The sequence below is a fragment of the Pseudomonas sp. BN606 genome, from assembly GCF_029873115.1.
GTDB lineage: Bacteria > Pseudomonadota > Gammaproteobacteria > Pseudomonadales > Pseudomonadaceae > Metapseudomonas.
The window spans coordinates 82,221-107,116 of sequence record NZ_SSOF01000057.1 but is presented as its reverse complement, the minus strand read 5'-3'; the positions used below and the strand labels follow the sequence as shown (position 1 = coordinate 107,116).

The window sequence follows — 24,896 nt, the reverse complement described above, 5'->3', positions numbered from 1 at the left end:
CAGGCAGGCGGTGGAGCGATCCACCGCCTGTTTCGTATGGATACCGTTCAGGAGTCGGTAAATGAGCTACCAGCACCAGTATGTCGATGGCACCCCTATCCACTTTTCCCTGGGCAAGGTGGTTTGCGTCGGTCGTAACTACGCCGAGCACGCCAAGGAACTGAACAATCCAGTGCCGACCGAACCGCTGCTGTTCATCAAGCCCGGTTCCTGCGTGGTGCCGCTGGTGGGTGGATTCAGCATTCCGCTGGATCGTGGTGCGGTGCACTACGAGGCAGAAATCGCTGTGCTGATCGGCAAGCCGCTGTCGCGTCGTCCCGATGAAGAGGAAGTGCGCGACGCCATTTCCGGCTTCGCCCCGGCACTGGACCTGACCCTGCGCGACGTGCAGGCGAAACTGAAGGAGAAGGGCCTGCCCTGGGAAATCGCCAAATCCTTCGATGGCGCCTGTGTGCTGGCGCCCTTCGTGCCGGGCGACGCCCCGGAGCGCCTCGACGACATCGGCATCCGCCTGAGCGTCAACGGAGAAGTCCGCCAGGACGGCAACAGCCGTGACATGCTCAACGCCATCCTGCCGCTCATCCAGCACATGGCCGGCCACTTCAGCCTGCAGCCGGGCGACGTCATCCTCACCGGCACTCCGGTGGGCGTTGGCCCGCTGAACCAGGGCGATGAGCTGGTGCTGGAGCTGGTAGGGCACAGCAGTTTCGAAAGCCGGGTCATCTGACCCGGCCGACCGCCGGTCGGGGTTTTACGGAACTTTCACTGGCATTTGGCTATCTCTTGCCGACCCCTTCTTCGAGTAGTACCCGATGCCGCGCCGCCTTCTGTCGTTCGTTCGCCGTCGCCGACTGATCCTGGGCCTGGTCGCCGTTGCTGTCGGCGCCACCGCGCTGACCCGGTACATGCACTGGGATGACCGTGCGCTGGTGTGGTTCGGCGAGCAGCAGGTGAGCCAGGAGCAGCGCGCCGCCAGCATCTGGCTGCCAGGCTACAAGGCCGTGCTGCAGGGCAAGCCCCTGGCGGGCCTGGAGAACGACGAAACCTCCGACCTGGCCTACAACCCTGTTACCGGTACCCTGTTCACCGTCACCGGCAAGTCACCCACCCTGGTGGAGCTGAGCCGAGACGGCGAGGTACTGCGCAAGATTCCACTGAAGGGCTTCTCCAACCCCGAAGGTGTAGCCGTGCTGGAAGGTGGCCATGTTGCGGTGACCGATGAACGCCGCCGCACCTTGTCGATTTTCGAGCTGGACCCGGAAACCCGCGAGTTGAGCGCCGGTAGTACGCCTGAGTTCGACCTCGGTTTCCCCGACTCGGGCAACAAGGGCTTCGAAGGCATCGCCTGGGACCCGGCCCAGGGCCGGCTTATTCTCGGCAAGGAGCGTGGCCCCGTTGCGTTGTTCAGCCTCGGCAGCGACGGCAGCGAAGGCCTCAGCGATGTACTTCGACCGTTGCCCAGCTATGGCCTGGGTATGCGCAATCTCTCCGCACTCAGCATCGATCCGCGCACCGGCCATCTGCTGGTGCTCTCCGCCCAGTCCAATCTGCTGCTGGAGCTGGACGAGCAGGGCGAGCCTGTCAGCTTCATCAGCTTGCTCGGCGGCATGAATGGCCTGGAAAACCGCATCCCCCGCGCCGAAGGTGTGGCCATGGACGAGAGTGGCGACATCTACGTCGTCAGTGAGCCAAACCTGTTCTACGTGTTCCGCAAGGAGTTGGTGGCCAGTGCCGGGTGGCGAGCCACCAGGTGAATCCTGATCACCGGGAGCGCCTGTCTTTAAGCTTCGCTTAAGGCGCTTTTAAGCCTCGTTTCAGCCAGCCGCCCTAGCCTGATTCCGTCAACCACTCAACGGAATCACGACCATGAAAACCAAATACCTCGCCCTGCTGGCCGCGCCGCTGTTCTCTACTGCCGCCTTGGCCAACAGCTACACCGGCCCCGGCGCCACTTCCCAGATCACCACTGTCGCGGCCGCGCTGGAGGCCGCCGACGATGCACCGGTGGTGCTGCAGGGGCAGATCGTCAAGCGCATCAAGGGTGATATCTACGAGTTCAAGGACTCCACTGGCACCATGAAGGTGGAAATCGACGATGAAGACTGGCCGCCGATGTCCATCGACGACAAGGCTACGGTCAAGCTGACCGGCGAAGTGGATCGCGACCTGATGGGTCGCGAGGTGGATGTGGAATTCGTCGAGCGGGTCAACTGATAAAACTCTGTGGGGGCGAATGATTTCGCCCCCACAAATGCCATTTCCCAGGGCCCCTCACGCCACGCTATCGAACCCCTGCAATACATTGATCGCGTTGATGCCGATCTCCTCCACCGCATAACCCCCTTCCATTACGAACAGCGTCTGCAGGCCGAGCTTGCCGATGATTTCGCCCATGCGCAGGTAGTCCGGGCTATCCAGCTTGAACTGCGAAATGGGGTCTTCCTTGTAGGTGTCCACACCCAGCGAAACCACCAGCGCATCTGGGGCGTATTCGGCGATCTGCCGGCAGGCGTCGGCGAGGGCGAGGCTCCATACCGACCAGTCGATGCCCGAGGCCAGTGGGTAGTTGAAATTGAAGCCTTCCCCCGCACCCACACCTTTTTCGTCGGCGAAGCCCAGGTAGTAGGGGTACTCGAAGCGCGGATCACCGTGTATCGAGGTGAAGAGTACGTCGGCGCGGTCGTAGAAGATGTCCTGGGTACCGTTGCCGTGGTGGTAGTCCACGTCCAGCACTGCGACCCGCTTGGCGCCAGCGTCCAGCATGGACTGCACGGCAATGGCGGCGTTGTTCAGGTAGCAGTAGCCGCCCATGTAGTCGGCGGCGGCGTGGTGGCCCGGTGGCCGGCACAGGGAGAAGATGCCGCGAGCACCTTTGCGCAGTTCCGCCTCGCCGCTGAGGGCGACATTGGCAGAGCTGGTGATGGCCTGCCAGGTGCCAGCGGTGATGGGCGCGCCAGCATCGAAGGAGTAGTAGCCCAAGCGCCCATCGATGTCGGTGGGTTCCACCTGGCGCAGGCGTCGGGTCGGCCAGGCGATGGGTAGCATGTCATGGCTGCGGCCCTTGGCCTGCCAGTCGCTCCAGGCGTTCTTCAGGAAGTTCACGAACCCTTCGCTGTGCACCCGCAGGATGGGCGACAGGCCGAAGTCAACTGGTGCCTGGATGGGGCCGAGGTTCACCGCCTTGGCGCGGTCCAGCACCATGTCGGCGCGGCTTGGCTTCTCGAAGCAGGGGGTGAATTGGCCCCCGATCAGTTCGTGCTTGCCGTGGTGCAGGTGGTGGTCGTCGGAATAGATCGTCAGCATCAGCGTCTCCTTTCGGCTAGCGGTTTCATCTGGGTCATTCGAATTCGGAGAATTGCACGTGCGGCGCCTTGCGGCGGAATCCGCTGGTCTGCACGGCGAGGTAGGCCACGCCTACGACGAACCAGCCGAGGCCGATCGCCAGGGTCAGGCCCGAGAGGCTGGTCCAGAGCCAGGCGATCAGGGCGAAACCGATGGCCGGGATCAGGCCGTAGCGCAACAGGTCACCCGACTGGCGCGGGCGGCGGTCGAACAGGTGGGTGCGAATCACCGCGAGGTTCACGGCGGAGAAGGCCACCAGGGCGCCGAAGCTGATCATCGAAGCGAGGGTCGCGAGGTCGATAACCACCGCCAGCAGCGATACGGCCGAGACAATCAGGATGGCAGTAGTCGGCGTCTGGAAGCGCCCGGACAGGGTGCCGAACAGGCGACGCGGAAGGATGCCGTCGCGACCCATGCTGTAGAGGATGCGCGACACCGAGGCCTGGGAAGCCAGGGCCGAGCCGACGGAGCCGGCAACATAGATGGCAGTGAAGAAGGCCGCGAGGAACTGGCCACCGGCTTTCAGCATCACTTCATTGGCCGCGGCGTCCACGTCCTGGAAGGCGCTGCCGGGGAATACCAACTGGGCGACGAGCGCCAGGACGAAGAACAGCACGCCGGCAATCAGGGTGGTGATGACGATGGCGCGCGGGATGTCGCGCCTCGGATCGCGGGCTTCCTCGGCCAGCGTCGATACCGCATCGAACCCGAGGAACGACAGGCAGAGCACTGCCGCACCAGCCATCAGGGGCGCCAGGCCGGGCTGGCTACCGTCGCCGACGAAGGGCGCGGTGAAATCGATGGGGGCACCGAACAGGCTCTTGCCGGCCATGGCCAGGAACACCAGGACGAAGATCACCTGGGCGGCCACGATCAGGTTGCTCATGCTCGACACCGAATTGATGCCGCGAACATTCAGTGCGGTGACCAGGGCAATGGCGCTGACCACGAAGACCCAGGCCGGTACTTCGGGGAAGGCCACGTTGAGGAACAGGCCGATCACCAGGTAGTTGATCATCGGCAGGAACAGGTAATCCAGCAGCAGCGACCAGCCAGTGAGGAAGCCCGCGCCGGCGCCGAAGCTGAGGCTGGTATAGGAGTACGCGGAGCCGGCGATGGGATAGCGACGGACCATGAAGCTGTACGACAAGGCGGTGAAGATCATCGCCAGCAGAGTGACCACGTAGGCCAGGGCGGTGCGGCCGCCAGTCATCTGCGTGACCACGCCGTAGGTGGTGAAGATGGTCAGCGGCACCATGTAGACGAGGCCGAAGAACACCAGGGCGGGCAGCCCGAGTATCCGGCGCAGGGAGGTTCCCTGGGCGCTGTGGGTGAAATCGTTGGGCACGCTGCCGCTGTTTTCGAGGCCGGCGGACGGGGTGGGCATTTATTCTTCTCTCCAATCTACTGCGCGCCGCTGGGCGGCGCCTGGGTCGCGATGCGAGCCATCCATGCGCGTGCGAGGCCGGGTCCGTTGCGCATCCGGCTGTGCGCGGGCATTCAGTAAGGGTGGAGTTGCGGCGTCCGTTGGACGGAAGAGGGAAGGGCGGTTCGAGGCGCAGGTGCACGGGACATCGTCATATCTCTCTAGCCATTTTTTTTGTTGAATCGGCGCCGCAGTGAGGCGCCCGCTAGTGGCATGCGCTTCGATTTTGTCAGCGCCCGGCAAGTCGAAGAACCCCGCAAAGGGTCAAAAAGGGATCGAAATGGCCAATATGGCTGGCCGGAGTAACGACTCTCTCTAAGAAAGAAGGAACCAGTGCGTAGGGTGTCCTGCGCTCCGCCAGTCCATCATTCGAGGGTTCGGAGGGCGCCATGGGTCGATCTGAAAAGCGACAGCTCCCCGGCAAGCTCTGGGCGTGAACAGGGGGGCGACAGGCGAGAATGGGAAGGGTGCGCTGCGCGCACCCTTCCGAATGGGGCTTACTTCTTCAGCTTCGTCCATACCTTGCTGCGCAGGCTCAGGGCCTTGGGCGAGCAGAGCTTGAAGGTACGCAGGCGATCAAGCTTGTCTTGCGGGGTGTTGATGGCCGGATCGTCGAACAGCTCCTTCTCCATGAACTTGTCCGAGCCCTCGATGGCGTTGTTGTACTTGGCGAAGTTGGAGGCGGCGGCGATGTTCTCCGGCAGCATCATCCAGTTGATGAAGGCGTGGGCTTCCTCGACGTTCACCGCGTCCTTGGGGATCACGAGGTTATCGATGAAGACGTGGATGCCTTCCTTCGGATAGACGTAGACCAGGCTTTCGCGCTGGGCGTGGGCGCGATGGAAGGCGCCGTTCCACTGCATGTGCATGGCCACTTCGCCGGCGGCCATGCGCTCGATGGTGCCATCGCTGTTGTACATCGCGAGCAGCGGCTTCTGTGCCAGCAGGAGGTCCTGGATCTTCTTCGCTTCCTTCGGATCTTCGGTGCACTGGTCGATCGACAGATAGTGAGACGCGGCTATGTACAGGTCTTCGATTGAGTTCAACGCGACAACCTTGCCCTTCAGTTCGGCCGATGGCTCGAAGAAGGGCTTCCAGCTCTCGTCCAGCTTGCCGCCCGGCACCTGCTTGCTGTCATAGCTGTAGCCGGTGGTGCCCCAGAGGTAAGGCACGCTGTAGTCGTGGCCAGGGTCGAAGTCGAGAGTCTGGAAGTTGGCCTTGAGGTTCTTCAGGTTGGGTAGCTTGGTCTTGTCGAGTTTCTGCAGCAGTCCGTCACCGGCCATGATCTGGATGAAGCTATCGGACGGCACCACCACGTCGTAGGCGCCGCCGCCTGCCTTGAGCTTGGCCAGCAAGGTCTCGTTGCTGTCGTAGGCATCCAGGGTGGCCTTGATGCCGGTGTCCTTCTCGAATTTCTTCAACAGCTCCGGCGGGTAGTAGTCCGACCAGTTGGCGAAGTGCAGGGTCCCTGCCGCCTGGGCCGAGCCGGCAAGGCCGGAGGCGAACAGTACGGCAAGTGCGAGCGGGGTACGACGTGTCATGGTCAAGCTCCTTGCTGGTCGAGGACGGGTCAGCGCTTGCGCTGCCCGACGTAGTAGGACAATGCAACGAAAGCTATGGAAATCACGAGGATAATCGAGGATATCGCGTTGATCTTTGGCGAAATACCCATTCTGATCGAGCTGAAGATGTACACCGGCAGGGTCGTGGAACCGGCGCCGGCGACGAAGTAGGTGATGACGAAGTCGTCCATGGAAATGATGAACGCGAGCATGGCGCCGGAAAGGATGCCGGGCATCAGCAGCGGGAAGGTCACCTTCCAGAAAGCCTTCCAGGGGGAGGCGTAGAGATCGGCTGCGGCTTCGGCCAGGCGCGGGTCCATGCCTTCCAGGCGGGCGCGGATTGGCAAGTAGGCGAATGGAATGCAGAACACCACGTGGGCGATAAGGATGGTGAACAGCGAAAGCTTCAGGCCGATGAAGGCGAAGAACATCAGGGTGGCCACGGCGGTGACGATCTCCGGCACCAGCAGCGGCAGGCCGAGCACCCCGCTCATCAATGTCTGTCCGCGGAAGGCGCGGCCGCGCATCCCCAGGGCGGCGAGGGTGGCCAGGGCGGTGGCGATCAGGGTGGCGAAGGTGGCAACGATCAGCGAGTTCTTCGCAGCGCGGACGATTTCCGGATCGTTGGCTACCACCGAGTACCACTTGAGGCTGAAGCTTTCCCAGATCGTCGCCGACTGCCCGCCGTTGAAGCTCAGTGCCACCAGCACCAGGATCGGTACATAGAGGAAGGCGAAGAACAGCCAGGCGGTGGGGCGTACGCCGGTGAATCGCCAGAGCGGGTTCTGCATGTTCATGGATGGCCTCCGTCGGCGGCCTGCTTGAAGCGCAGGCTGTAGAGCAGCATCGCCAGCAACACGAAGCCGAGCAGGGCGAAGGACAGTGCCGCGCCCAGTGGCCAGTTGTGGGATGCACCGAACTGCAGCTGGATCAGGTTGCCGATCATCAGTGACTTACCACCCCCGAGCAGCTCGGGAATGATGTAGTTGCCGAGCGACGGGATGAACACCAGGATCGCGCCGGCGACTATGCCGGGCATGGCCAGCGGTACGATGACTCGGCGCAGGGCCTGGAAACGGTTGGCACCGAGGTCGAAGGCGGCTTCCACCAGGCGCCAGTCGAGCTTCTCCAGGCTGGTGTAGATGGGCAGCACCATGAACGGCAAGAAGGTGTAGAGCAGGCCGATTACCACCGCCACATCCGTGTACAGCAGGCCGAGCGCGCCGTCCGAGAGGCCGAATACGCCGAGGCCGCTGTCCACCAGACCGCCGTTGCGTAGCAGCAGGATCCACGCATAGACCCGCACCAGCAGGTTGGTCCAGAAGGGAACGGTGACCAGGAACAGCAGCAGGTTGCGTTTGCGCTCGCTCTGTAGCGCCAGATAGAGCGCGGTGGGGAATCCGATCAGCAGGCAGCCGACAGTGGTCAGTACCGACAGCCAGAACGAGCGCTGGAAGATCTGCAGGTAGTCGGTGTTGAACACCAGGCTGTCATCCAGATCGCGTTCGTAGAGGAAGTTGACATAGGCCTCCAGCGAATACTGGTCCCATTTCACGCCGCCATAGTCGCCCGGGGCCAGGATCGACACCAGGAACATGATCCCCAGTGGGAGCACCAGGAACACCAGCAGGGCGAGCATGGCCGGGCTGGTCAGTGCCAGGCGCCGACGTAATTGGCGGCGTTCCGCCTGGGCGCGCAGGGTGCTCATTCGACCAGTACCCGGATGGCTTCACCGGGTACCTGTACTCGCACCTTCTCACCGGCCGAATAGACGTTCAGCGCGCCATTGCGGTTCTGCTGGCGAACTCGGAAGCCGCTCTGCCCGGCGATATTCAGGTGGTACACGGTATCGGTGCCGACATAGACCACGTTCTCGATCTCACCTGCCAGGTTGCCCTGCTCGTCTAGGCAGGTGCGCTCCGGACGGATCGCCAGGGTCACGGCACCACGGCGCGGGCTGAAGGCGCTGAGCAACTGACCGTCGGGCAACAGCACTCCGCGCTCCAGGGCTTCGCCCTCCAGGAAGTTGGTTTCGCCGATGAAGTCCGCCACCGTGCGATTCAGGGGCGCTTCGTAGATTTCCGTCGGAGTGCCGACCTGGAGGACGCGACCCTTGCTCATCACCGCGATGCGGTCGGACATGGTCAGGGCTTCTTCCTGGTCATGGGTAACGAAGATGAAGGTGATGCCGGTCTCGTGCTGCAGGCGTTTGAGCTCGATCTGCATTTCCTTGCGCAGTTTCTGGTCCAGCGCAGAGAGCGATTCGTCCAGTAGCAGCACCTTGGGCTTGTTGGCCAGCGAGCGCGCCAAAGCGATGCGCTGCTGCTGGCCGCCGGAAAGCTGGTCGGCGCGGCGTTTGCCCACATCCGGTAACTTCACCAGTTCCAGCATGCGCTGCACCGTCTGCTCGATTTCGCTGCGGGAGAGCCCGCGCATCTCCAGGCCGAAGGCGATGTTCTGGGCCACGGTCATGTGGGGGAACAGGGCGTAGCTCTGGAACACGGTGTTGACCGGGCGGCGGAATGGCGGGAGGCCCTGCATCGGCTCGCCGTACAGGCGGATGGCGCCGGAGCTGGGTTGCTCGAAGCCCGCGATGAGCCTCAAGAGAGTGGTCTTGCCGCAGCCGGACGGGCCGAGGAGGGTGAAGAACTCGTTGGCGCGGATTTCCAGGGAAACATCGTCGAGGGCCTTCACGCCCTGCCCCGGATCACCGAACTCCATGCACACACGTTCGACGCTGATCGCGCTAGTCATGCTGATCACAAGCTCTAAGGATTTTTTCTTATTGGGCTTTTCTTTTTCTGCTGGTGAAGCGGCCCTTGTTTGTCCCGATTCTGTCAGCAGCCTAGTAGGTGCAGAACGATAGATCAGGTCAAAAGGGGATATTTTCGGCCAAGTTGCGGGCGGTCATTAAGGTCGCGAAGCGGCGAGAAGGAGCCTGCGGGGGCGAGTTCATTCGCCCCCGCAATGGCCTCTGGCAGGCCTAGCGGCGATACAGGCTCGGTGACTGCCCGCTCCAGCGCTGGAAGGCATGCCGGAAGCTCGCGGTTTCGCTGTAGCCGAGCTGTTCGGCGATCAGGTAGATGGGCAGGTCGGTCTGCACCAGCAACTGGCGCGCCTTGTCGTAGCGCACTTCGTCCAGCAGGCGCTGGAAACTGGTGTTCAGCTGCTGCAGGTGGCGACGCAGGGTGCGCTCGGAGCGGTGCAACTGGCGCGCGACGCTGTCCAGGTCGCATGCGTCGCGCAGGTTGCCGGCCAGGTGGTGGCGGATCTGGTCGAGCACGTCATGGCGGCTGTTGAGTTGGGCGTCCAGCTTCAGGCATTGCTGCAGGCCGTAGTGGCAGGTCACCGGGTCGGCCAGGGGCAGGGTCCGGTCGAGCAGGGCTGCATCGAAGCAGAGGGCATTGCGGGAGGCTCCGAATTCAGCTGGGCAGCCAAGTATCTGTTCATAGGTGGCGGCATGCAGCGGCGGGCGATAGGACAGGCAGACCCGCGCCGGGCGAATGCTGGTGCCGAGCAGGTCCTGCAATACGGTGAGCAGCGAGGTCAGGCAAAGTTCGCTGTTGAACACCGTCAGCTCGGGCGCGTAGCGGTAGCCGACCGCAACGAGGCACGCCTCGCCGTCATTTTCCTCCAGGCTCAGCTTGAAGTAGGTGCCCAGCAGCGCCGGATGCCCGAGGGCGATGGTCAGGGCATCGCGCAGGGTGCGGCTGGCGAGCATCGGGTAGCCGAGCATGCCGTAGGCGGATACGTGCATGCGCAGGCCGAGGGACAGGCCCAGCGAGGGATCGCGGGTGATCGCCAGGGCATTGGCGAAGACGCGCAATTCCTGGGCGTGGGTGATCAGTTTGTCGGGAGTGTCGAGATCGGCGCAGCAAACGCCACTGCCGTCGAGCAGGAGCTGGCGGTCGGTGCCGCTGCTGGCCAATGTGGTCACGGCCAGGGCGATAGTGTGCAGAGTGGTGAGTGCGCGCTCTTCCGGTAGCAGCGAGGTGGCCATGTCCGTCCCCTTTTGTAACGCCCGCCATATCCTGTCCGCGGGCTTTAAGCTTCAATTCAGGTAGAAGTCCGGTGCGCTCTGTATCCTTCGCCGCGTCCTGAACCCCAGAGTCCTGATCGATGCGTTCATTCTTGACCCCGTGGCGCCTGGTCAGCGCTTTCCTGGTGCTACTGCTGGTGCTGCTCGGTATTGCCGCCCAGCAGTTCCGGCTTTTCGAACGCGGTCTGTTCGCGCTGCAAGAATGGCGCCACGCCGCCGAGTGGCGGGAGCGTTCCATCTGGCTGCCGGACTACCAGGTGGCCATCGAGGCCAAGCCCATCGAGGGATTGTCGGACGACGTCTCCGCGCTGACCTACGACCCGGATCGCCACAGCCTCTTTACCGTTACCAACCAGCGTCCGGAAATCATCGAGCTGTCCCTCGACGGGAACCTGATTCGCCGCATCCAGTTGGTGGGTTTTGGCGACCCGGAAGCCATCGAGTACATCAGCAAGGGCGTCTACGTGATCACCGACGAGCGCCTGCAGCGTCTCATCAAGGTGCGTGTCGAAGAGAACACCACCTCCATCGATGCCAGTGCGTCGCAGCAGCTGTCCCTGGGCATCGGCCTTTCTGGAAACAAGGGCTTCGAGGGCCTGGCCTACGACTCCATCGGGCAGCGCCTGTTCGTGGCCAAGGAACGCGACCCGGTGCGCATCTACGAGATCCACGGATTCCCCCATACCAATCCGGACAAGCCGTTCGCGGTGCACGTGGTGGACGACCCGAAGCGTGATGCCCGGCTCTTCGTTCGTGACCTTTCCAGCCTGCAATACGAGGAGCGCAGCGGCCATTTGCTGGCGCTGTCGGACGAGTCGCGGCTGGTGCTGGAGCTTAACGCCGATGGCCGCCCAATCAGCACGCTCTCTCTGCTGCGTGGCATGCACGGCCTGCAGCGAGCGGTGCCGCAGGCCGAAGGGGTGGCCATGGATAACGACGGCAACCTCTATCTGGTCAGCGAGCCGAACCTGTTCTACGTGTTCCGTAAGCAGGCAAGCGACTGATCAGCTTTCGTCGTTTAGGGTGGCGCCGGGGGCGTTGTTTCTTACCGATTCGATGCCCGCGCTGGCGCTGGAGGAGCTGGCGTACATCTGGCTCTGGCCGATGACCTGGCCGTTGGTGGCCTTGAGCACGAAATAGAACTTGCCGTTGCTGGCGGTCTTGCTTTCAAAGGCACCGTCGCGAGCAGCGTTCTTGCGGACCGACTCGATACCGTTCAAGGCGGAATCCTTGGCCTTGTACCGTTCACTGGTGAGGATGGTTTCGCCGTTGCCGGCGTTCAGATTGAAGTGGAACTGGCCATCGTTGGCCTTCTTCAGGTGGAATTTCCCGGCCATGGGGCACCTCCTCGTTCGTGGCAGTGGACGGCGCCGAGAGACGCCGTAGCCAACAAATCTAGACGGTTTCCCGCAGGCCGGGAGCCCGCGTCAGGCAGTCATGCTCCTGACGCCGTCCTTGGTGCCGAGCAGCAGCAGGTCGGCCGCGCGAGCAGCGAACAGGCCGTTGGTGACCACGCCGACGATGTTGTTGATCTGCTCTTCGAGCTTCACCGGGCTGTCGATCTGCAGGTTGTGCACATCGAGGATGATGTTGCCGTTGTCGGTCAACACGCCTTCGCGGTAAACCGGGTCGCCGCCCAGTTTCACCAGCTGGCGAGCCACATGGCTGCGGGCCATGGGGATGACTTCCACCGGCAGCGGGAAGGCGCCAAGCAGCGGAACCAGCTTGCTCTCGTCGGCGATGCAGATGAAGGTCTTGGCTACCGCCGCGACGATCTTCTCACGGGTCAGGGCAGCGCCACCGCCTTTGATCAGCTCGAGGCGCTCGTTGCTCTCGTCGGCGCCGTCGACATAGAACTCCAGGTCGCTGACGCCGTTCAGGTCGTATACGGGAATGCCGTGCCCCTTCAGGCGCTGGGCCGTGGCCTCGGAGCTGGCTACGGCGCCGTCGAAGGCCATCTTGTGCTGAGCCAGCAGATCGATGAAAAAGTTGGCGGTAGAGCCGGTGCCGACACCGACGATGCTCTTTTCACCGAGCTTGGGGAGGATGAAGTCGATGGCGGCCTGGGCGACGGCCTGCTTGAGCTGGTCCTGGGTCATGCTGGGGAGGTCCGATAGGAGGAGTGTCGAGGGCGCGAATTATAGCCGGTCGGCTGGGCAAAACCCCGCATTCTCTGTGGTCGCCCGACGAATCCCTGCGGTAGACTCGGTCCTCCCGTGAAATGCCCGCCAGTGAAGCCGCGATGCTCGAAGAATACGTGAAGAAGACCCTGACCTCGCGCGTCTACGACGTCGCCGTGGAAACCCCGCTGCAGCCCGCCCGCCAGCTCACCGAGCGCCTGGGCAACCAGATCCTCCTCAAGCGTGAGGACCTGCAACCGGTCTATTCCTTCAAGATTCGAGGCGCTTACAACAAGATCGCCCAGCTCTCCCGCGAGGAGCTGAATCGAGGTGTGGTCACTGCATCGGCTGGCAACCATGCCCAGGGCGTTGCTCTGGCAGCCCGCGAGCTGGGCGTGAAAGCGACGATCGTGATGCCGCGCACTACACCGGAGTTGAAGGTGCAGGGCGTTCGCGCCCGCGGCGGCAAGGTTGTACTGCACGGTGATGCCTTCCCCGAGGCGCTGGCCCACTCGCTGAAGCTGGTGGAAGAGAAAGGCTACGTCTACATCCATCCCTACGATGATCCGGAAGTGATCGCCGGCCAAGGCACCGTGGCGATGGAGATACTTCGCCAACACCCCGGCCGCCTGGACGCCATTTTCGTGCCGGTGGGAGGCGGCGGCCTGGTCGCGGGCATCGCCGCCTTCGTCAAATACCTGCGCCCCGAGGTGAAGGTAATCGGCGTCGAGCCGGACGATTCCAACTGCCTGCAGGCCGCCATGGCCGCTGGCGAGCGTGTGGTGCTGGGGCAGGTCGGGTTGTTCGCCGATGGTGTTGCCGTGGCGCAGATCGGCCAGCACACCTTCGATATCTGCAAACAGCATGTGGATGAGGTGATCACCGTCAGCACCGACGAAATCTGTGCGGCGATCAAGGACATCTACGACGATACCCGTTCCATCACCGAGCCCGCCGGCGCCCTCGCGGTGGCGGGGATCAAGAAGTACGTCGAGCGTGAAGGCGTGCGCGACCAAACCCTGGTGGCTATCGACTCCGGCGCCAACATCAACTTCGACCGCCTGCGTCATGTGGCTGAGCGCGCCGAGCTGGGCGAGAAGCGCGAGGCGATCATCGCCGTGACCATTCCGGAGCGCCCGGGCAGCTTCAAGGCTTTCTGCGAGGCCATCGGCAAGCGTCAGATCACCGAGTTCAACTACCGCTACAACACCGACGCCGAAGCGCACATCTTCGTTGGCGTGCAGACTCACCCGGAAACCGACCCACGTGCGGTTCTGGTGGAAAATCTGCGCAGCCAGGGCTTCCCGGTGCTGGACCTCACCGACAACGAGTTGGCCAAGCTGCATATCCGTCACATGGTCGGCGGGCACGCAGCGCGCATCAGCGATGAACTGGTATTCCGTTTCGAGTTCCCCGAGCGTCCGGGTGCGCTGTTCAACTTCCTCAACAAGCTGGGTGGCCGCTGGAACATCACCATGTTCCATTACCGCAACCACGGCGCAGCCGACGGTCGTGTGGTGGCCGGTCTGCAGGTTCCGGCCGAGGAGCGCTCGCTGGTGCATGCCGCCCTCGACGAGATCGGCTATCCCTACTGGGATGAGAGCGACAACCCGGCATACCAGCTCTTCCTGGGCTGACGTAAACCGGGGTGCTGGATTGGGCGGCTGCTAGGCTTTGACTCAGCCGCCCACGCTGACAAGGACCCGTTTCATGGAAAACTATCTGGTATTTCGCATCCTCCACGGCCTGGCCACCGTGCTGTTCTTCGGCGGGTTGGCAGGGCTGGGGTGGTATGGCTGGCGCAATTTTCGCTCCGGCGATGCCGCGCTGATTGGCCCGAGCCTGCGGCGCATCCTGCTGGTTGGCGTGCCGCTGCTGATTCTCGCCGCCGTATCACTGCCGGTCAGCGGCTGGTGGATGGTCAACCTGGCTGGTCTGCCGCTGGGTCAGACCTGGTTGCTCGGCGGCGCCATCCTCTACCTGTTCGGTTGTATCGCGTGGCTGTTGCTGTTTCGGCGTGTTGCTCGACTGCGGGAGCAGGCTCTGGCCGATGGCGGACCAGCTTCCGCACCTGTTCGCCGCAGCCTCAAGTTCGGTGCTGCCTACGGTATGGCCGGCCTGCTGCTGTTCATCTCCGTGCTGGCAATGATGCTGGCCAAACCGCTTTGATGCGGTGCAAGCGCCAGGCATGACCCTCTATTTCCTGCTCAAGACCTTCCATGGCTTGCTGGCCGCCGTGCTCTTCGGCGCGGCGCTGACTGGGCTGTTCTTTGCCCGTCGGGCGTGGAAAGAGGCTGATCCTCGGCAAATGGCCGCGACCTTCGCTTCTCTGGTGAGGCTGGAATTCTGGTTGATCGCCAGTTCCGCGGTGCTCTTGCCGTTGAGTGGCGTGGCGCTGGCCAATGTCGGAGGCTGGCCGTTGGGTCAGCGATGGTTGTTGTGGAGTGTAGGAATCTATCTACTGGCTGCGCTCTGCTGGCTGCCTCTGCTCTGGCTGCAGGTGCGTATACGCAACCTGGCGCGCCGGGCGCTTCGGGATGGCACGCCTCTCGCGCCTCAGGTGGCCAGCCATGTGGCTGTGCGCACCTGGCTGGCGGTTCTCGCGTTGGTATTGCTGGTGGTGGTGTACGCGCTGATGGTGGTCAAGCCGCTCTGACCGACCCGGGCCGGCTTTCCTCGTAGGGTGCGCTGCGTGTTCAGCCGGGACACATGGCGCACGCTACCGTCTGCCCTAGCGCAGCGAAATTACCGGCCAGCCGCGTTGCTGTGCTTCGGCGCGCAGTTTCGGGTCGGGGTCCACTGCCACCGGATGGCTCACCTGTTCCAGAAGGGGCAGGTCGTTCAGGGAGTCGCTATAGAAGCTGCTGCCGTCCAGGCTGAGGCCGGTTTCCTGCAGCCAGCGCGCCAGGCGGGTGACCTTGCCTTCCCGGAAGCAGGGCACGTCGGTGGTGCGGCCGGTGAAGCGGCCATCGGCCATTTCACACTCGGTGGCCAGCAGGGTTTCCACGCCCAGGCGCTTCGCGATCGGCGCAGTGACGAAGCGGTTGGTGGCGGTGATGATCAATAGCTTGTCGCCGGCGGCGCGGTGCTCTTCCAGCAGGGCTTCGCCCTTCGGCAGGATGATCGGCTCGATGCAATCGCGCATGAATTCGCGATGCCATTGGTCAAGCCGCACCATTTCGGTGCGACCCAGGATTTCCAGGCTGAAGTTCAGGTAGTCCTGGATGTTCAGGCGACCCGCCAGGTAATCCTGATAGAACTCGTCGTTGCGCGCCTTGTAGGCAATCCCGTCGAGGATGCCGCGTTCGCACAGATAGTCGCCCCAGGCGTGATCGCTATCGCCGGCCAGCAGGGTGTTGTCGAGGTCGAAAAGAGCCAAACGCACGTCGTTTTTCCTTGCATCAAGGCTTCGAAGGGCGGCCAGAATAGCCGCTTTGAGCGGAGCTGCCCATCGCGAGAAAGGCTCGCATTGCTGCGTTTGCGGCCTTTATGGAACAATGCCGAAACATGCGTTTGCGAGGTTGAGTGCCGTGATCGATTCCGATGGTTTTCGCCCGAATGTCGGCATCATTCTCGCCAATGATGTCGGGCAGGTGCTTTGGGCTCGGCGCATCAACCAGGATGCCTGGCAGTTCCCGCAGGGTGGTATCAATCCGCGCGAGACACCTGAAGAGGCACTTTTCCGGGAATTGAACGAAGAAGTCGGCCTGGAAGAGCGGGATGTGAAGATTCTTGCCTGCACTCGTGGCTGGTTGCGCTATCGTCTGCCCCAGCGTCTGGTGCGTACAAACAGCCAGCCGCTGTGCATTGGCCAGAAACAGAAGTGGTTCCTGCTGCGTTTGCAGTCGGACGAGAACAAGGTACGGATGGATCTGACCGGCAAGCCCGAATTCGACGGCTGGCGCTGGGTCAGTTACTGGTACCCGTTGGGCCAGGTGGTGACCTTCAAACGTGAAGTCTATCGCCGGGCCCTCAAGGAACTAGCACCGCGCCTCCTGGCGCAAGACTGACCCGGAGAAAGGCTGACTAGCCATGCTCAACACGCTGCGCAAGATCGTCCAGGAAGTGAACGCCGCCAAGGATCTGAAGGCGGCGTTGGCGATCATCGTGCAGCGGGTCAAGGAGGCCATGGGCAGCCAGGTCTGCTCGGTCTACCTGTTGGACCCGGAGTCCAACCGCTTCGTGCTCATGGCAACCGAGGGCCTGAACAAGCGCTCCATCGGCAAGGTCAGCATGGCTCCCAACGAAGGCCTGGTTGGCCTGGTGGGTACCCGAGAGGAACCGCTGAACCTCGAGCACGCCGCTGATCACCCCCGTTACCGCTACTTCGCCGAAACCGGTGAAGAGCGATTCGCCTCCTTCCTCGGCGCTCCGATCATCCACCACCGTCGCGTGATGGGCGTATTGGTGGTGCAGCAAAAGGAGCGCCGCCAGTTCGACGAAGGCGAGGAAGCCTTCCTTGTCACCATGAGCGCGCAGCTCGCGGGCGTTATCGCCCACGCTGAAGCGACCGGCTCCATTCGCGGCCTGGGTCGCCAGGGCAAGGGGATCCAGGAAACCAAGTTCGTCGGTGTGCCGGGCGCTCCCGGTGCTGCGGTGGGTACCGCGGTGGTGGTGCTGCCGCCGGCCGACCTGGAAGTGGTGCCTGATCGCACGGTCGATGACATCGAGGCCGAAGTCGAGCGCTTCAAGCAAGCCCTGGAGGCGGTGCGCGAAGACATGCGCCGGCTATCCAGCAAGCTGGAAACCCAACTGCGCCCCGAAGAGCGTGCTCTCTTCGATGTTTACCTGATGATGCTCGACGACGCCTCCATCGGCATGGAGGTCAAGCGCGTGATCCGCACCGGCCAGTGGGCCCAGGGTGCCCTGCGCCAGGTCGTAATGGAGCACGTCACCCGCTTCGAACTGATGGACGACGCCTATCTGCGCGAGCGCGCTTCCGACGTCAAGGATCTTGGCCGCCGCCTGCTCGCCTACCTGCAGGAAGAGCGCAAGCAGAACCTGGTCTACCAGGAAAACACCATCCTGGTCAGCGAGGAGCTGTCCCCAGCGATGCTCGGGGAGGTGCCTGAAGGCAAGCTGGTGGGCCTGGTATCGGTACTGGGCTCGGGCAACTCCCACGTTGCCATCCTTGCGCGCGCCATGGGCATCCCGACCGTGATGGGCGTAGTCGACCTGCCGTATTCCAAGGTCGACGGCATCGAACTGATCGTCGACGGCTACCACGGCGAAGTCTTCACCAACCCCTCGGCGCAACTGCGCAAGCAGTACAGCGAAGTGGTGGAAGAGGAGCGCCAGCTGGTCAAGGGCCTGGATGCGCTGCGCAGCCTGCCCTGCGAGACCCTGGACGGCCAGCGCATGCCGCTCTGGGTGAACACTGGCCTGCTCGCCGACGTGACCCGTGCACAGGAGCGCGGCGCCGAAGGCGTCGGCCTGTATCGCACCGAAGTGCCGTTCATGATCAACGAGCGCTTCCCCAGCGAAAAGGAACAGCTCGCCATCTACCGCGAGCAGCTCGCTGCCTTCCACCCGCTGCCGGTGACCATGCGTACCCTGGATATCGGCGGCGACAAGGCGCTGTCGTACTTCCCGATCAAGGAAAGCAACCCTTTCCTTGGCTGGCGCGGCATCCGTGTAACCCTCGACCACCCGGAAATCTTCCTGGTCCAGGTGCGCGCCATGCTCAAGGCCAGCGAGGGCCTGGACAACCTGCGCATCCTGCTGCCGATGATCTCCGGCACCCATGAGCTGGAGGAGGCGCTGCACCTGATCCATCGCGCCTGGGGCGAGGTGCGTGACGAGGGCGTGGACATCCCCATGCCGCCGGTAGGGGTGATGATCGAGATTCCCGCTGCTGTCTACCAGACCAAGGAGCTTTCGCGCCAGGTGGACTTCCTCTCGGTGGGCTCCAATGACCTCACCCAGTACTTGCTGGCGGTGGATCGCAACAACCCGCGCGTGGCGGATCTCTATGACTACCTGCACCCCGCGGTGCTGCAGGCGCTGAAGAAAGTGGTGGATGACGCCCACGCCGAAGGCAAGCCGGTGAGCATCTGCGGTGAGATGGCAGGTGATCCTGCAGCTGCCGTGCTGCTGCTGGCCATGGGCTTCGACAGCCTGTCGATGAACGCCACCAACCTGCCCAAGGTGAAGTGGCTGCTGCGCCAGGTCACGATGACCAAGGCCAAGGAGCTTCTGGATCAACTGCTGGCCATCGACAACCCGCAGGTCATCCACAGCTCGCTGCATCTCGCCCTGCGTAATCTGGGCCTCGGCCGGGTGATCAACCCGGCTGCGACCATCCAGGCCTGAGACCGGGGGTAAGCGTTTGTGACGCTCGGGTAGACGCCCGGGCGTAGCGGTCCCAACCGGGCGTTCGGCCCGCAGGAAGCTTATGGACAAGCTTGAGCCCCTCGACCATTGCTATGGCACCACCCTCGAAGAGATCGAGCGCACCCTGCGCTTCGCCCTGGATATCGTCAGCGACGGTATCTGGGACTGGAACATCCTCACCAACCACGTCAAACGCAGCCCCGGCTGGTACTCCATGCTCGGCTATGCGCTGGATAGCCTGCCGGAGGACGTGAATACCTGGAAATCGGTGATCCATCCTGGCGATATCGAGCGGGTGATGCGCAGCTTCCAGGCTTACCTGGATGGCGAGAGCCTGATCTATGCCGAGGACTACCGCTGCCGCTGCCGCGACGGCAGTTATCTGTGGGTCAGCGACCATGGCCGCTTCGTCGAATTCGACGGTGCCGGCAAGCCGACGCGAATGGTCGGCGCTCACCGCAATATCCATCAGCGCAAGATGGCCAGCCTGGAATTGCAGCGAAAGAACGAGGAACTGCTGGCCCTAAACCGCAAGCTCGAGGCATTGGTAGATGCGCGCACCGAGGCCCTGCGCCAGGCCAACGAGGCGCTTGCACAGCAGGTCGCAAGCGCCATGCGTCTCAGTGAGACCGACCCGCTGACCCAGGTATCCAACCGTCGCCATTTCGAGCGCAACCTGCATAGCGAGTGGCAGCGATTCCAGCGCCACGGGCATGTCACATCGCTCTTGATGTTCGATCTCGATCACTTCAAACGCATCAACGACAGCCACGGTCACCAGATCGGTGATCGCGCTCTGGTGGCAGTCAGCCGAACCGTGCGCACAGCGCTCAGGGAAGAGGATTGCTTCGCCCGTTGGGGGGGAGAGGAATTCATCGCCCTGCTGCCGGAAACCGGCCAGGACGCCGCATTGCAATTGGCCGAGCGCCTGCGCCTATTGGTCGCCCAGGCCGATCCCAGCCTGCCGCTGGGGCTGACGGCCAGTTTCTCTGTGGCAGGGATGCAGGCTGGAGAAGGGATCGAATCCCTGCTCAAGCGCCTGGATGACGGTCTCTATCGTGCCAAGCAGCGGCGCAACTGCATCGAGGCCTGTTGATCCCCGCCACGCCTGAAATGAAAAAGCCCGCCGAATGGCGGGCTTTTTCGTACAGCGACTTCATGCCTGGAAGATGATCCGGCCGTCCACCAGGGTATAGCGCACTTTGCCCGGCAGGCAGTGGCCGATGAAGGGGCAGTTATCGCCCTTGGAGTTCCAGGTTTCGCCGGCCAGGGTCGACGCTTGCGGGTCGAACAGTACCAGGTCCGCCGGCGCGCCGACGGCCAGGCGGCCAGCGGGCAAGCGTAGGGCGCGGGCGGGGCCGGCGGTGAGGCGGGCGAGAAGGGTCGGCAGATCTAGCAGGCCGTCCTGAACCAGGGTCATGGCCAACGGAAGCAGCAACTCCACGCTGCTGATGCCGGGCTCAGTGGCGCCGAAGGGCGCGAGCTTGGCATCTGGTTCATGGGGCTGATGGTGGCTGGAGATGGCCGAAATCACGCCGCTTTTCACGGCTTCGCGCAGACCGTCCCGGTCGGCGCGTGTGCGCAGCGGCGGCTGCACGTGATAGAGGCTGGAGAAGTCGATCAGCGCCTCGTCGGTGAGGATTAACTGGTACATGGCCACGTCAGCGGTCACTGGCAAGCCGCGGGCCTGGGCCTGGGCGATCAGCTCGGCGCCACGCGCGCTGGTGATCTGGCTGAAGTGAGCGCGCACGCCGCTCTGCTCCACCAGCAGCAGATCTCGGGCGAGTGCTACGGTTTCGGCGGACTCCGGAATGCCGGCCAGGCCGAGGAAGCTTGCAGTAGGGCCTTCGTGGGCCAGTCCGCCTTCGGCCAGGGATGCATCCTGGGAGTGGAAGACCACGGTCAGGTCGAAGGTGGCGGCGTACTCCATGGCACGGCGCTGCACGCGATTGCTGGCGAAGCTGGCCAGGCCATTGCCGAAGGCCACGCAGCCCACGTCGCGCAGGGCGACCAGTTCGGACAGTTGCTCACCGGCCAGGCCCTTGGTCAGGGCACCAATGGGGAAAACTTTGGCGTGACCGGCTTCCTGGGCGCGGTCGAGGATCAGCTCGGCCACCGCCGGAGTATCCAGGATCGGGCGGGTCAGCGGCGGGCAGCAGAGGCTGGTGACGCCGCCGCTCACGGCGGCCAGGGTTTCGCTGGCGATGCTGCCCTTGCGGCTGTAGCCGGGCTCGCGCAGGGCGACCGACAGGTCCACCAGGCCGGGAGCAGCGACCAGACCCTTGGCGTCGAGGGTCTTGTCCGCCTCGAAACCTGCCGGCGCCTGGCCGATGGCGGCAACCTTGCCACTTTCGAGGAAGAGGTCTGTGATCTGGTCCTGGCCGCTGGCTGGATCGATCAGCCGGGCACCGAGGATATGGGTACGCATCAGTTCAGCTCCTCGGCTTCCTGGTTCAGTTGGCGTTGCGCGGTCTGGCCGCTCATGGCCATGGAGAGCACGGCCATGCGCACGGCGATGCCGTAGGTGACCTGGTTGAGGATCACTGACTGCGCGCCGTCGGCTACCGCCGACTCGATTTCGACGCCGCGGTTGATCGGACCCGGGTGCATGACGATGGCATCCGGTTTGGCCAGCATGAGGCGCTGGGAGTTCAGGCCGTAGAGCTTGTAGAACTCGCCCTCGCTGGGCAGCAGGCCGCCCTGCATGCGTTCGCGCTGCAGGCGCAGCATGATCACTACGTCTACATCCTTAAGGCCTTCGGCGAGGTCCGTGTAGACCTTCACGCCGTACTGCTCGACACCCACCGGGATCAGAGTCTTCGGTCCGATCACGCGAATGTCCGGGCAGCCCAGCGTGCGCAGCGCGAGCATGTTCGAGCGGGCTACGCGCGAGTGCAGGATGTCGCCGACGATGGCCACCGAGAGGTTCTCGAAGCTGCCCTTGTGGCGGCGAATGGTGAGCATGTCGAGCATGCCCTGGGTCGGGTGCGCGTGGCGGCCGTCACCGCCGTTGATGATGGCCACGTCCGGGCACACGTGCTCGGCGATGAAGTGGGCCGCGCCGGAATCGGCATGGCGCACCACGAACATGTCGGCGGCCATCGCCTCCAGGTTGCGCAAGGTGTCGAACAGCGTCTCGCCCTTGCTGGTAGAGGAGGTGGAGACGTTGAGGGTGATGACGTCGGCGGACAGGCGCTGGGCCGCCAGCTCGAAGGTGGTGCGGGTGCGAGTGGAGTTCTCGAAGAACACGTTGCACACGGTCTTGCCACGCAGCAGCGGGACTTTCTTCACAGCGCGGGCGCCGACTTCGAGGAAGGAGTCGGCAGTGTCGAGGATTTCCGTCAGTAGCTCGCGGGGCAGACCGTCGAGCGAGAGGAAGTGGCGCAGCTGGCCCTGATCGTTGAGCTGCAGCGGGCGCTTGGCGTCTGTCGGCATGGGGCAGGCCCTGAAAGGTTACGAGAAATCGGGAGGTCAGGCGGGTGAAGCGAGGTCCTGACGCTCGAGGGTGAGCGGCGCGGGGCCGAGCAATTTTACCCGTTCCGTGGCGCCCAGGGACAGGGTCGCACCGACCACATCCGGGCGGATCGGCAGCTCGCGGGCATTGAGGTCGAGCAGGCACACCAATGTCACGCTGGCCGGGCGGCCGTAGTCGAAGAGCTCGTTGAGGGCGGCGCGTACGGTGCGACCACTCATGAGCACGTCGTCGATCAGCACCAGGTGCTGGCCTTCGACCTCGAAAGGCAGCTCTGAGGGGCGCACCTGCGGATGCAGACCGCTCTGGGTAAAGTCGTCGCGATAAAAGGATACGTCCAGGGTGCCCATCGGGCCCGATACGCCCAGTTGCTCCAGCAAAGCCTGGGCGACCCACACGCCGCCGGTGCGAATGCCTATGTAGCGGGGCTCGGCGATGGCGCGGGACTTCAGGTGGGCTTTCAGGTCGCTGGCCATCCTCGGCAGCAGCTCGGCGGGCTTGGGCAGGGTCATCGGCGGTCCTCGCGTTCTGGAATCAGGAAGTTGCGGAGTTTTCGGCCAGCCAGCCTTCCAGCAGCAGGGCGGCAGCCAGAGCATCCACCGGACGCTCGCGGTAGCCGTCGCGCTGCCCCTGGGCCAGTCTCTGGCCTTTGGCCTCGAAGGTGGTCAGGCGCTCGTCGTGAGTGAATACCGGCAGATTGAAGCGGCCATTCAGGCGCCGGGCGAATTTTTCCGCGCGGGCGCTCATTTCGCTGGGTGTGCCATCCATGTTAAGCGGCAGGCCGACGACGATGGCATCGGGTTGCCATTCACGGATCAGGGATTCGACCTGCTGCCAGTCCGGTACACCATTCTGGGCTTTCAACACTTTCAGCTCGCGGGCCTGGCCGGTCACAGCCTGGCCCACGGCTACGCCGATCTGTCTGGTGCCGTAGTCGAAGCCGAGCAGCAGACGCAGGGGTTTCGAGTCGGCCATCAGGCGTGCCCGGCCTGGGCGGTGAGCAGGCTTAGATTCACGCCCAGTCGCGCAGCGGCAGCCGACAGGCGCTGTTCAGACGGAGTTTCGAAGAGGATGGCCTGGTCGGCTGGGCAGGTCAGCCAGGCGTTGTCGCTGAGCTCAGCTTCCAGCTGGCCGGCGTCCCAGCCGGCATATCCGAGCGCGACCAGGCACTTCTGCGGGCCGCCGCCATCGGCGATGGCGAAGAGAACGTCCTGGGAAGTGGAAAGTGCCAGTTCGCCGAGTTCCAGGGTGGCCTGGAAGCTGTGGCCGCTCGGATGCAGGACGAATCCGCGGTCAGTCTGTACCGGGCCGCCGGCGTAGATCGGCAGGCCCTGGCAACCTGCTGGCGGGGTGAATTCCGGGCGCAGCTGTTCGAGCACATCGCTCAGGCTGAGGCCGTTGGGGCGGTTGATCACCAGGCCCATCGCACCCTGCTCGTTGTGTTCCACCAGGTAGGTGACGGTCTGGGCGAAGTTCGGATCGGCCATGTGCGGCATGGCGATCAGGAAGTGGTGCTTGAGGTAGCTCGGTGCGCTTTTCATGTCGGCTAGTTTCAGGCTTAAGACGGCAGGCTTCAAGCGGCAAGGCTGAGGCGTGAGCGCCTGTGTCGCGGGGCGCTGAATAGAAGCCTAGAGCCTAGACGCAGTTGCCGCTCTCAATTGCTCGACAGGCGGTCGCCGCGCTCGAAACGCCAGGTGCGAATGATTTCCAGGCGATCGATGTCCGCCAGGTCGCCGGTGAAAGGCGCGAAGGGCGCCGCGAGGCGCACGATGCGCATGGCACCCTGGTCCAGTACCGTCTGGCCGGATGATTCCAGCACCTGCACTTCGTAGAGAGTGCCGTCGCGGTTGATTGAAACCAGGAGTCGAAGGTTGCCGTAGATGCGCTGGCGGCGGGCTTCTTCCGGATAATTGAGGTTGCCGACGCGCTCGATCTTCTTGCGCCACTCCTCCTTGTACCAGGCGCCCTTGTCACGCATGGTCGAGGCCGCGTTGAGGCGGTGGATGCGTGGGCGCTTGGCATAGAGCTGGCGCTCCTTGTCCAGTTCCGCTTCGAGGCTGGCGATTTCGGCAGACAGCTGTGAGCTGTCGAAGGATGGTGCCGGCGTACTGTCGGGTTGTGGCTTGGTCTGCTCACGCTTGACCGTGGTCTTCTGCTGCTGCGGGCTCTTGGTTGCCACCGCTGCCTTTTGGGCTTCTTTCTTTGGCGCCTGGGGCGGGGCGGCAGGTGGCGTCGTCTTGCGGATTTCCTTGTCCTGGAACGGCGCCTGCTCGGTGGTCTTCGGCTTGGCCTTGTGCTCCAGCGTCCCGCTGCCCTGCTGGTTGGCCTGGGCGAGGAAGTCGGCTTTCTTCGGCTTCTCTTCGCTCTTGAAAGTCGCGAGGGTGATTTCCAGGGTCTTGCTGATTTGCTGCGGGTCGGCAACGGTAAAACCGACGCCGAGAATCAGCGCGACGTGCAACACGGCGGCGAGGAACAGGGTAAAGCCCAACCGATCCGCCGGGCGGACGCCGGCGGACAGTTCGGTGGAGGTATTCACGGCTGCGTTCATCGACAGTCAGCTTGCTTCAGATAGCGGCGCAGTCTGCCGAGCGTCCGCATAAAA

The 24,896-nt window shown here is 63.5% G+C and carries 26 protein-coding genes; 10 read left to right on the top strand and 16 right to left on the bottom strand.

Translation table 11 applies throughout. The features are described from left to right. The first annotated feature begins 61 nt into the window (after positions 1–61). From E8E75_RS09845 to E8E75_RS09835, 3 genes are all read left to right on the top strand, one after another. The gene (locus E8E75_RS09845) at positions 62–727 is read left to right on the top strand and encodes a fumarylacetoacetate hydrolase family protein (RefSeq protein ID WP_153918731.1); all 666 of its coding nucleotides are present in this window, start codon (positions 62–64) and stop codon (positions 725–727) included. Between the two features lie 85 nt (positions 728–812). After that, positions 813–1,754 carry an SdiA-regulated domain-containing protein gene (locus E8E75_RS09840; protein ID WP_153918733.1) on the top strand — a complete coding sequence of 314 codons (942 nt, stop codon included), beginning with the start codon at positions 813–815 and terminating at the stop codon, positions 1,752–1,754. 112 nt (positions 1,755–1,866) lie between these two features. After that, positions 1,867–2,214 carry a NirD/YgiW/YdeI family stress tolerance protein gene (locus E8E75_RS09835; RefSeq protein ID WP_153918735.1) on the top strand — a complete coding sequence of 116 codons (348 nt, stop codon included), beginning with the start codon at positions 1,867–1,869 and terminating at the stop codon, positions 2,212–2,214. 57 nt (positions 2,215–2,271) lie between these two features. Here the strand turns inward: E8E75_RS09835 and E8E75_RS09830 are convergent, their stop codons facing one another. The 7 genes from E8E75_RS09830 to E8E75_RS09800 form a co-directional block, all read right to left on the bottom strand. Then, positions 2,272–3,303 (bottom strand): histone deacetylase family protein, encoded by a 1,032-nt coding sequence (locus E8E75_RS09830; protein ID WP_120653567.1) that lies wholly within the window; start codon positions 3,301–3,303, stop codon positions 2,272–2,274. A 34-nt stretch (positions 3,304–3,337) separates the two neighbouring features. Next, a complete protein-coding gene (locus E8E75_RS09825) occupies positions 3,338–4,729 on the bottom strand; it encodes an APC family permease (protein WP_153918737.1) in 1,392 nt (463 codons plus the stop codon). A gap of 536 nt (positions 4,730–5,265) precedes the next feature. Beyond that, positions 5,266–6,309, bottom strand: coding sequence for an extracellular solute-binding protein (locus E8E75_RS09820; protein WP_120653565.1), 1,044 nt, complete (start codon positions 6,307–6,309; stop codon positions 5,266–5,268). Positions 6,310–6,338: 29 nt separating this feature from the next. Continuing rightward, positions 6,339–7,127 carry an ABC transporter permease gene (locus E8E75_RS09815; RefSeq protein ID WP_153918739.1) on the bottom strand — a complete coding sequence of 263 codons (789 nt, stop codon included), beginning with the start codon at positions 7,125–7,127 and terminating at the stop codon, positions 6,339–6,341. Then, the gene (locus tag E8E75_RS09810; RefSeq protein ID WP_153918741.1) at positions 7,124–8,038 is read right to left on the bottom strand and encodes an ABC transporter permease; all 915 of its coding nucleotides are present in this window, start codon (positions 8,036–8,038) and stop codon (positions 7,124–7,126) included. The genes E8E75_RS09815 and E8E75_RS09810 overlap by 4 nt, the downstream gene beginning before the upstream one ends. Further along, entirely contained in the window at positions 8,035–9,084 is a 1,050-nt protein-coding gene (locus E8E75_RS09805; protein ID WP_153918743.1) for an ABC transporter ATP-binding protein, read from the bottom strand. The genes E8E75_RS09810 and E8E75_RS09805 overlap by 4 nt, the downstream gene beginning before the upstream one ends. A gap of 229 nt (positions 9,085–9,313) precedes the next feature. Continuing rightward, entirely contained in the window at positions 9,314–10,330 is a 1,017-nt protein-coding gene (locus E8E75_RS09800) for an AraC family transcriptional regulator (protein ID WP_120653562.1), read from the bottom strand. A gap of 119 nt (positions 10,331–10,449) precedes the next feature. Here E8E75_RS09800 and E8E75_RS09795 point away from each other — a divergent pair, with 119 nt between their 5' ends. After that, the gene (locus E8E75_RS09795; RefSeq protein ID WP_120653561.1) at positions 10,450–11,373 is read left to right on the top strand and encodes an SdiA-regulated domain-containing protein; all 924 of its coding nucleotides are present in this window, start codon (positions 10,450–10,452) and stop codon (positions 11,371–11,373) included. On the opposite strand, the gene E8E75_RS09790 is transcribed toward E8E75_RS09795, so the two are convergent. Together E8E75_RS09790 and rpiA are read right to left on the bottom strand one after the other, a co-directional pair. Further along, entirely contained in the window at positions 11,374–11,706 is a 333-nt protein-coding gene (locus E8E75_RS09790) for a YegP family protein (protein WP_153918745.1), read from the bottom strand. Positions 11,707–11,796: 90 nt separating this feature from the next. Then, positions 11,797–12,468 carry a ribose-5-phosphate isomerase RpiA gene (gene rpiA / locus E8E75_RS09785; protein ID WP_120653559.1) on the bottom strand — a complete coding sequence of 224 codons (672 nt, stop codon included), beginning with the start codon at positions 12,466–12,468 and terminating at the stop codon, positions 11,797–11,799. Positions 12,469–12,611: 143 nt separating this feature from the next. Between rpiA and ilvA the strand changes: the two genes are divergently transcribed. The 3 genes from ilvA to E8E75_RS09770 all read left to right on the top strand — a co-directional run bounded on the left by ilvA (position 12,612) and on the right by E8E75_RS09770 (position 15,145). Beyond that, entirely contained in the window at positions 12,612–14,126 is a 1,515-nt protein-coding gene (gene ilvA / locus E8E75_RS09780) for a threonine ammonia-lyase, biosynthetic (protein WP_256660882.1), read from the top strand. Between the two features lie 73 nt (positions 14,127–14,199). Beyond that, on the top strand, positions 14,200–14,658 hold the full coding sequence (locus tag E8E75_RS09775) for a DUF2269 family protein (RefSeq protein WP_153918747.1): 459 nt from the start codon (positions 14,200–14,202) through the stop codon (positions 14,656–14,658). A 19-nt stretch (positions 14,659–14,677) separates the two neighbouring features. Further along, the gene (locus E8E75_RS09770) at positions 14,678–15,145 is read left to right on the top strand and encodes a DUF2269 domain-containing protein (protein ID WP_120653556.1); all 468 of its coding nucleotides are present in this window, start codon (positions 14,678–14,680) and stop codon (positions 15,143–15,145) included. A gap of 75 nt (positions 15,146–15,220) precedes the next feature. On the opposite strand, the gene E8E75_RS09765 is transcribed toward E8E75_RS09770, so the two are convergent. Further along, positions 15,221–15,874 carry an HAD family hydrolase gene (locus tag E8E75_RS09765; RefSeq protein ID WP_280358627.1) on the bottom strand — a complete coding sequence of 218 codons (654 nt, stop codon included), beginning with the start codon at positions 15,872–15,874 and terminating at the stop codon, positions 15,221–15,223. A 145-nt stretch (positions 15,875–16,019) separates the two neighbouring features. On the opposite strand from E8E75_RS09765, the gene E8E75_RS09760 reads away from it, so the two are divergent. The 3 genes from E8E75_RS09760 to E8E75_RS09750 all read left to right on the top strand — a co-directional run bounded on the left by E8E75_RS09760 (position 16,020) and on the right by E8E75_RS09750 (position 19,918). After that, positions 16,020–16,499, top strand: a complete 480-nt coding sequence (locus E8E75_RS09760; RefSeq protein ID WP_077524243.1) for an RNA pyrophosphohydrolase — start codon at positions 16,020–16,022, stop codon at positions 16,497–16,499. A 22-nt stretch (positions 16,500–16,521) separates the two neighbouring features. Continuing rightward, positions 16,522–18,801, top strand: a complete 2,280-nt coding sequence (gene ptsP / locus E8E75_RS09755) for a phosphoenolpyruvate--protein phosphotransferase (RefSeq protein ID WP_120653554.1) — start codon at positions 16,522–16,524, stop codon at positions 18,799–18,801. Positions 18,802–18,883: 82 nt separating this feature from the next. Next, positions 18,884–19,918 (top strand): sensor domain-containing diguanylate cyclase, encoded by a 1,035-nt coding sequence (locus E8E75_RS09750; protein WP_120653553.1) that lies wholly within the window; start codon positions 18,884–18,886, stop codon positions 19,916–19,918. A gap of 60 nt (positions 19,919–19,978) precedes the next feature. On the opposite strand, the gene E8E75_RS09745 is transcribed toward E8E75_RS09750, so the two are convergent. From E8E75_RS09745 to E8E75_RS09720, 6 genes are all read right to left on the bottom strand, one after another. After that, complete coding sequence (locus E8E75_RS09745) at positions 19,979–21,250, bottom strand: dihydroorotase (protein ID WP_120653552.1); 1,272 nt, start codon at positions 21,248–21,250, stop codon at positions 19,979–19,981. Then, positions 21,250–22,257 (bottom strand): aspartate carbamoyltransferase catalytic subunit, encoded by a 1,008-nt coding sequence (locus E8E75_RS09740; RefSeq protein WP_120653551.1) that lies wholly within the window; start codon positions 22,255–22,257, stop codon positions 21,250–21,252. Before E8E75_RS09740 ends, E8E75_RS09745 begins: the two co-directional genes overlap by 1 nt. A gap of 36 nt (positions 22,258–22,293) precedes the next feature. Beyond that, positions 22,294–22,806 carry a bifunctional pyr operon transcriptional regulator/uracil phosphoribosyltransferase PyrR gene (pyrR, locus tag E8E75_RS09735; RefSeq protein ID WP_120653550.1) on the bottom strand — a complete coding sequence of 171 codons (513 nt, stop codon included), beginning with the start codon at positions 22,804–22,806 and terminating at the stop codon, positions 22,294–22,296. A gap of 22 nt (positions 22,807–22,828) precedes the next feature. Further along, positions 22,829–23,269 (bottom strand): Holliday junction resolvase RuvX, encoded by a 441-nt coding sequence (ruvX, locus tag E8E75_RS09730; RefSeq protein WP_120653549.1) that lies wholly within the window; start codon positions 23,267–23,269, stop codon positions 22,829–22,831. Further along, positions 23,269–23,835 carry a YqgE/AlgH family protein gene (locus E8E75_RS09725; protein ID WP_153918753.1) on the bottom strand — a complete coding sequence of 189 codons (567 nt, stop codon included), beginning with the start codon at positions 23,833–23,835 and terminating at the stop codon, positions 23,269–23,271. The genes ruvX and E8E75_RS09725 overlap by 1 nt, the downstream gene beginning before the upstream one ends. A gap of 113 nt (positions 23,836–23,948) precedes the next feature. After that, complete coding sequence (locus E8E75_RS09720; RefSeq protein WP_120653547.1) at positions 23,949–24,842, bottom strand: energy transducer TonB; 894 nt, start codon at positions 24,840–24,842, stop codon at positions 23,949–23,951. Positions 24,843–24,896: the final 54 nt, after the last annotated feature.

Coding starts and splice junctions, on each gene's coding strand:
- E8E75_RS09845 (WP_153918731.1), top strand. CDS start 62: ATGAGCTACCAGCACCAGTATGTCGATGGCACCCCTATCCACTTTTCC.
- E8E75_RS09840 (WP_153918733.1), top strand. CDS start 813: ATGCCGCGCCGCCTTCTGTCGTTCGTTCGCCGTCGCCGACTGATCCTG.
- E8E75_RS09835 (WP_153918735.1), top strand. CDS start 1,867: ATGAAAACCAAATACCTCGCCCTGCTGGCCGCGCCGCTGTTCTCTACT.
- E8E75_RS09830 (WP_120653567.1), bottom strand. CDS start 3,303: ATGCTGACGATCTATTCCGACGACCACCACCTGCACCACGGCAAGCAC.
- E8E75_RS09825 (WP_153918737.1), bottom strand. CDS start 4,729: ATGCCCACCCCGTCCGCCGGCCTCGAAAACAGCGGCAGCGTGCCCAAC.
- E8E75_RS09820 (WP_120653565.1), bottom strand. CDS start 6,309: ATGACACGTCGTACCCCGCTCGCACTTGCCGTACTGTTCGCCTCCGGC.
- E8E75_RS09815 (WP_153918739.1), bottom strand. CDS start 7,127: ATGAACATGCAGAACCCGCTCTGGCGATTCACCGGCGTACGCCCCACC.
- E8E75_RS09810 (WP_153918741.1), bottom strand. CDS start 8,038: ATGAGCACCCTGCGCGCCCAGGCGGAACGCCGCCAATTACGTCGGCGC.
- E8E75_RS09805 (WP_153918743.1), bottom strand. CDS start 9,084: ATGACTAGCGCGATCAGCGTCGAACGTGTGTGCATGGAGTTCGGTGAT.
- E8E75_RS09800 (WP_120653562.1), bottom strand. CDS start 10,330: ATGGCCACCTCGCTGCTACCGGAAGAGCGCGCACTCACCACTCTGCAC.
- E8E75_RS09795 (WP_120653561.1), top strand. CDS start 10,450: ATGCGTTCATTCTTGACCCCGTGGCGCCTGGTCAGCGCTTTCCTGGTG.
- E8E75_RS09790 (WP_153918745.1), bottom strand. CDS start 11,706: ATGGCCGGGAAATTCCACCTGAAGAAGGCCAACGATGGCCAGTTCCAC.
- rpiA (WP_120653559.1), bottom strand. CDS start 12,468: ATGACCCAGGACCAGCTCAAGCAGGCCGTCGCCCAGGCCGCCATCGAC.
- ilvA (WP_256660882.1), top strand. CDS start 12,612: ATGCTCGAAGAATACGTGAAGAAGACCCTGACCTCGCGCGTCTACGAC.
- E8E75_RS09775 (WP_153918747.1), top strand. CDS start 14,200: ATGGAAAACTATCTGGTATTTCGCATCCTCCACGGCCTGGCCACCGTG.
- E8E75_RS09770 (WP_120653556.1), top strand. CDS start 14,678: ATGACCCTCTATTTCCTGCTCAAGACCTTCCATGGCTTGCTGGCCGCC.
- ptsP (WP_120653554.1), top strand. CDS start 16,522: ATGCTCAACACGCTGCGCAAGATCGTCCAGGAAGTGAACGCCGCCAAG.
- E8E75_RS09750 (WP_120653553.1), top strand. CDS start 18,884: ATGGACAAGCTTGAGCCCCTCGACCATTGCTATGGCACCACCCTCGAA.
- E8E75_RS09745 (WP_120653552.1), bottom strand. CDS start 21,250: ATGCGTACCCATATCCTCGGTGCCCGGCTGATCGATCCAGCCAGCGGC.
- E8E75_RS09740 (WP_120653551.1), bottom strand. CDS start 22,257: ATGCCGACAGACGCCAAGCGCCCGCTGCAGCTCAACGATCAGGGCCAG.
- pyrR (WP_120653550.1), bottom strand. CDS start 22,806: ATGACCCTGCCCAAGCCCGCCGAGCTGCTGCCGAGGATGGCCAGCGAC.
- ruvX (WP_120653549.1), bottom strand. CDS start 23,269: ATGGCCGACTCGAAACCCCTGCGTCTGCTGCTCGGCTTCGACTACGGC.
- E8E75_RS09725 (WP_153918753.1), bottom strand. CDS start 23,835: ATGAAAAGCGCACCGAGCTACCTCAAGCACCACTTCCTGATCGCCATG.
- E8E75_RS09720 (WP_120653547.1), bottom strand. CDS start 24,842: ATGAACGCAGCCGTGAATACCTCCACCGAACTGTCCGCCGGCGTCCGC.